Raw genomic sequence first — 5865 nt, 5'->3', positions numbered from 1 at the left:
GAGGCGTGCTCCGCCGCGCCGACGTGGAGGCCGCGCTGACCGCGCCCGCCGCCCGGCTCGCCGCCGTGCCGGACCCGCAGGTCGGGTCGGCCCCGGTCGGGGACGGCGACGTGATCGTCCCGCTCACCGGTGTCCGCAAGGTGATCGCCGACAAGCTCTCCCGCAGCCGGCGGGAGATCCCGGAGGTGACCATCTGGGTCGACGTGGACGCCACCGGGCTGCTGGAGACCCGTGCCGCGATCAACGCGGCGACGCCCGACGCGCCGGTGAGCATCCTGGCCCTGCTGGCCCGGATCTGCCTCAGCGGACTGCGCCGGTTCCCGCAGCTCAACGCCCGGGTCGACACCGAGGCGCAGCGCATCGTCCAGTCCGCCGGGGTGCACCTCGGCATCGCCGCGCAGACCGACCGGGGTCTGCTGGTGCCGGTGCTGCGCGACGCCCAGCGGCTCACCACCGCCGAACTGGCCGCCGAACTGGCGGCGACCACCGCCGCCGCGCGAGCCGGGAGCCTGCCCCCGGCCCGGCTGACCGGCGGCACCTTCACGCTGAACAACTACGGGGTGTTCGGCGTCGACGGCTCCACACCGATCATCAACCACCCCGAGGCGGCTCTGCTCGGGGTCGGGCGGATCGTGGACAAGCCGTGGGTGGTCGACGGGCAACTCGCCATCCGCAAGGTGACCCAGCTCAGCCTCACCTTCGACCACCGGGTCTGCGACGGCGGGGTGGCCGGTGGCTTCCTGCGGCACGTCGCCGACTGCGTGGAGCGCCCGGCGCTGCTGATCGCCGCCGTCTGACGCGTACCCCCGGCCCCGGCGCTGCCCGTGCGGCGCCGGGGCCGGCGCACGTCCGGGCCGCCTCCGGCGCTGTCATCGGGTCGGCGTTCCCGGCGCTGTCATCGGCTCGGGGTTCCCCGCGCACGGGACCGGCCGGGGTTTCCCGGCGGCGTGATCGGGAAGTCGGCCCCGCCGAAGCGCACCGAAGGCGTCGAAGGGAGCCGGCCTGTGGCCGTGGCGAACGAGCTGCTACTGAACTCGGTCCGGGTACGACGGCCCGCCTCGGCCGGCGCGCCGCTGTACTGCGACGCGCTGGAGTACGGGCTGACCGGTGACGGCGCGACCAACGACCAGCCGGCGCTGGCCGCACTCGTGGACCGCCTCGGCGCCGGGTACGCCTCGGACGGGCGGGCCCGGGTCATCTACTGCCCGCCGGGCATCTACTCGATCCGGGACGCGGGCACGGTGTGGCGCAGCGGGGTGTCGCTGATCGGGGCCGGCCCGGCCGCCACCCGGTTCATGCTCAGCAACGAGGGCAACCGGGCCGACCCGACCCCGTTGGCCTTCTGGACCACCGTGCAGCACGGCGCCGACCGGGACCGGCACATCGCCGACTGCACCTTCGCCGACTTCCAGATCGACGGCTCCGGCGTCGCCATGGCCGAGTACAACTACCTGGCCAAGGGCCTCGGCCTGCAGTACGTGGTGCGGGGCGTCTTCCGTAACCTCTACATCCACCACACCGCGGCCACCGGGCTGGGCTGCGACTTCCTCCAGGACTCCCTGATCGACGGCGTGGTGGTGGTCGGCTGTGGCCGACTGGACAACGGCGAGCAGATGGGCGGCGCCGGGATCGGGATCGGCATCGGCGGCTGGGGAGCGGTGGAGCGGCTGACCATCGCCAACTGCACCGCCCTGGCCAACGGCACCAACGGCATCTTCCTGGAGCTGCAGAAGGACTACTGGGTGTCGCCGCGCGGCTACCGCATCATCGGCTGCCACAGCCAGGGCAACCGCTTCGGCATCTCCGACTGGGGCGCCGACGGCCTGATCGTCTCCGCCTGCACGATGACCGGCAACCTGGAGACCGGGTTCGACGTGTCGGCGCAGGGCACCTCGTCCGTGGCCGGTAGAGGCGGGTTGCTCACCGACTGCGTCATCGACGGCAACATGTGCGACGGGGTCAGCATCGGCAACAGCCCCGGCCCGTACACCGTCCGGGGCAACCGGATCAGCGGCAACGGCCGGCACGGCTATCACGCGCACGACCTCGGGCGCGGCTACCGGGGCTCGATCCGGGACGTGGTGATCGAGAGCAACGAGTTCTGGGGCAACGGCCTCGACGCGATCCGGATCGACCACCAGATGACCGACGCGGTGCTGCTCAACAACCGGATCCGCAACAACGGGCGGCAGTACGGCAAGGGCACCGGGAATGCCGGCGACGCCGTCCGCTACAGCGAGCGGTGCCTGGTGGACCGGTCCGCCAACTGGCCGCACGACGGGCACCGGGGCAAGGTCCTGCGGGTCGGGAAGGCCGTTGCCATGGTGGCCTCCAACACCGGCGACGAACTCACCCTCGCCCCGGTCCGCCCGGACGCGTTCACCGCATGGAGCGGGGACGTGCCACCGCCGGGATGCGGGTACGAACTGGCCGCCGCACCGCAACTGCGGGCCGGTATCACCATCGACGCGCACTTCGACTCGGCCACCATCCGGGGCAACCGGATCTGGGACAACCACGACAACCAGACCCAGACGCACGGCCTGTGGATCACCGGGCGGGGCAGTTGCGTGGACTGCCGGGTCGAGGACAACGACCTGGCCGGCAACGCCGACGAGGGGATGCGGCTGGACACCCCGCCGGTGGGCGGACGGTGGCGGGACAACCACGTCGACAGCGACTGGAGCTGAGCGGCCACCCGCCGGTAGCCCCGGCGAGACCCGCGGAGCTGGACGACGTGCGGCGGCGGCGCGTACCTCGGTGGCGGCTCCCGCCCGGGTGGCTCCCGCCCGGCGGCGGCGGTCGAAGGGGTAACGACGTGCGGCGGCGGCCGGAGTGATCCGACCGCCGCCGCTGTCTCGGTTGAGCTGATCAGCCGGCCAGGCCGGCAACCGGGGTCGGGTCCAGCACGACCGTGGCCGAGGCCGACTGCGGCGGCGTGCCCGGGTCGGTCGGCGCGTCGGTGTACTCCGCGACGAACACCGCGGTCAGGTTGTCCGCGCCGCTGTGCCCACCGTCCACGAAGGTGGGGATGGTGCCGGAGCAACCCGTCGAGGTGGAGAGCGGGTGCCCGTGCTCATCGTGCCCGAGCACGTAGGTGACCTTCACCCGGGAGCAGTCCACCGGCAGGTCGTCGGTGACCTTCACCTCGTACGCGACCGTCTGACCGAACTGGAACGGCTGCCCGGTCACCGGGGCGACGAACTCGACGATCGGCGCGGTCGGCCCGACCACCAGCGGCAGGGAGGCCGAGGCGGACCGTCCGGTGCGGTCGGTCACCTTCAGCGTCGGCGTGTACGAGCCGTTCTCCGGGAACGTCCAGCTCGCGTTCGGAGCGGTGCTGTCCACCGAGCCGTCCGCGTTGAAGTCCCACGCGTAGGTCAGCTTGTCACCGTCCGGGTCGGTCGTGCCGGCGCTGGAGAACGCGACGGTCAGCGGGGCCTGCCCGACGGTCGGGGTGCCGCTGATCTTCGGGATCGGGGTCCGGTTGCCCCGGACGAAGTCGATCCGGGACAGCTGCGCGTCGGGGTTCTCGGCGAAGTAACCGTCGCCGTACTCCAGCACGTAGAGCGCACCGTCCGGGCCGAACTCCATGTCCATCGGGTTGTCCACCACCAGCGACGGCACCACCGGGCGGATGTCCGCCACGTCGCCGTCCTCGTCGAGGCGGAACTCCTTGATGTAGTCGCGGGTCCACTCGTAGAACAGCGGCACCCCGTCGTAGTACGCCGGCCAGCGGGTACGCGACGTGCTGGTCCCGTCGTACTCGTACGCCGGACCACCCATCGGGCCGATGCCGCCGGTGCCCAACTGCGGGAACTCACCCGACGCCGCCGAGGGGTACCAGACCTCCGGCTGCTCGACCGGCGGCAGCTGCCGCTTGCCGGTGTTGTGCGGCGAGTCGTTGACCGGGCGCTTGCAGTTGAACTTGGCGCCGGACTCGCCGGTGGCGAAGTCGTAGTCGCGGTAGGCGATCGTCGGCGTCACACAGTACGGCCAGCCGTAGTTCGCCGGCTTGTCGATGCGCATCCACCGACCGTGCCCGGCCGGCCCGCGCTCCGGGTTCGGGTTGGAGGCGTCCGGGGAGTAGTCGCCCAGGTACACGTCGTCGGTACGCCTGTCGACGGCGAACCGGAACGCGTTGCGCAGCCCCATCGCGTAGATCTCCGGGCGGGTCTGCGCCGTGCCGGGCTTGAACAGGTTGCCGGCCGGCACCGTGTAACCACCACCGGCCTTCACCTTGATCCGCAGCAGCTTGCCGCGCAGGTCGTTCGTGTTGGCCGAGGTGCGCTGGGCGTCGTACGCCGGGTGGCGGTCGGCCCGCTCGTCGATCGGGATGTAACCGTCGGAGGCGAACGGGTTGGTGTCGTCACCGGTCGACAGGTACAGGTTGCCCTTGCTGTCGAAGTCGATCTGGCCGCCGACGTGGCAGCAGATGCCCCGGTCGGTCGGCACGTCGATGATCTGCTGCTCGCTGGCGAGGTTCAGCCTCATCCCGTCCAGCTTGAACCGGGACAGCCGCAGCGCGCCCTTGAACCGCTGCCAGTCCGCCTCGGTGCCGGTCTCCGGCGCGTCCCCCTCGTTGACGCCGGGGGTCGCCGGGTCGTCGACCGGCGTGTCCATCGGCGGCGAGTAGTAGAGGTACACCCACTTGTTCTGGGCGAAGTTGGGGTCGATGGCGACCCCCTGCAACCCCTCCTCGTCGTGCTCGTACACCGGGATGTCGGCGGCGAGGGTGTTCAGCCCGGTGCGCGGGTCGTGGATGCGGACCTCACCGGTACGGGAGGTGTGCAGCACCCGCAGGTCGGGCAGGACGGCGAGGCTCATCGGCTCGCCCGGGAAGTCGTTCAGTGTCACTTTCTGGAAGCTGCTGTCCGGCGGCGCGGCCGGCGCTGCGGCCGCTGCCGACGGTGGTACGGCCAGACCGGCCGTCACCAGCAGCAGAGCGGACGCGAATGCGGTCCTTCTCATCAGGTGTGTCCCCCGGGGTGTTTTCAGTACCGAAGTGAAGCGAGATAGTCGAAGCCGACGCGAGCGGTGTCCAGGGCGTCGGCGGGGGAGCGCGGCGGGGTGCCCGCGTCGTCACGCTCCACGATGTACTCCTCGATGCCGGCCTCCCGCTCGTGGGCGAAGATGCGGCCGAAGTCGATGACACCGTCGCCGAGGTCGGCGAAACCACCCTCGACGTCGAGGTCCTTGACGTGCACCTGGCGGATTCGGCCCCGGTTGGCCCGGATCACGTCGACCGGGTCGTGGGCGCCCCGCCAGGTCCAGTAGAGGTCGAGCTCGAAGTGGACCAGCCGGGAATCGGTCTGCGAGCTGAGAATGTCGAACCCGGTCGAGCCGTCGGTCAGCGGCACGAACTCGAGCTGGTGGTTGTGGTAGCCGAAGTCGAGCCCTGCACGTTCGGCGAGCCGACCGGCGCGGTTCAGGTCCCGGGCCAGGGCCCGGTAGACGGCGGGATCCCGAATCGGCTGACCACTCGCGTCCCGGCCGAAGTACGGGTGGACGATCTTCTTGCAGCCCACCACGTTGGCGTCGGCGAGGGCCTGCTCCCAGGTGGCCGCGTCGAACGGCTGCGGGATGCCGACGTGCCCGGAGGTGGAACGCAGCCCGGCCTCGTCGAGCGCGGCCCGGAACTGTGCGGCGGTGCGTCCGACGAAACCGGCGTGCTCCACTCGCCGGTAGCCGATTCGGCGCAGCGCGTCCAGCGTGCCGGGCAGGTCGGCGGCGAGCTGGTCACGCAGCGTGTAGAGCTGAATGCTGATCCGGTCCACCGGCACCCGACGTCGGCCCTGGGCCTGCCCGGTGGACGCGGCGGGCGCGGCGACGGCCGGGCCGCCGAGCAGACCGGCGGCGCCGACG

At 71.6% G+C, this 5865-nt stretch carries 4 protein-coding genes; 2 read left to right on the top strand and 2 right to left on the bottom strand.

From position 1 onward, the window contains the following. Both PSH25_RS28835 and PSH25_RS28830 read left to right on the top strand, forming a co-directional pair. Positions 1 to 797 (top strand): dihydrolipoamide acetyltransferase family protein (locus PSH25_RS28835; protein ID WP_238662029.1); only part of this gene is annotated, 797 nt, incomplete at its 5' end. A gap of 213 nt (positions 798 to 1010) precedes the next feature. Next, the gene (locus tag PSH25_RS28830) at positions 1011 to 2690 is read left to right on the top strand and encodes a right-handed parallel beta-helix repeat-containing protein (RefSeq protein WP_238662030.1); all 1680 of its coding nucleotides are present in this window, start codon (positions 1011 to 1013) and stop codon (positions 2688 to 2690) included. Between the two features lie 181 nt (positions 2691 to 2871). On the opposite strand, the gene PSH25_RS28825 is transcribed toward PSH25_RS28830, so the two are convergent. Together PSH25_RS28825 and PSH25_RS28820 are read right to left on the bottom strand one after the other, a co-directional pair. Next, complete coding sequence (locus PSH25_RS28825) at positions 2872 to 4971, bottom strand: PQQ-dependent sugar dehydrogenase (protein ID WP_238662028.1); 2100 nt, start codon at positions 4969 to 4971, stop codon at positions 2872 to 2874. Positions 4972 to 4994: 23 nt separating this feature from the next. Continuing rightward, on the bottom strand, positions 4995 to 5865 hold an 871-nt coding region (locus PSH25_RS28820; RefSeq protein WP_238662027.1), incomplete at its 5' end, for a sugar phosphate isomerase/epimerase family protein.

The organism is Micromonospora foliorum (assembly GCF_022229015.1).
Classification (GTDB): domain Bacteria; phylum Actinomycetota; class Actinomycetes; order Mycobacteriales; family Micromonosporaceae; genus Micromonospora; species Micromonospora foliorum.
Note: the sequence above shows the minus strand (reverse complement) of the source record. Positions and strands in the feature narration are given on the sequence as shown.

Coding starts and splice junctions, on each gene's coding strand:
- PSH25_RS28825 (WP_238662028.1), bottom strand. CDS start 4,971: ATGAGAAGGACCGCATTCGCGTCCGCTCTGCTGCTGGTGACGGCCGGT.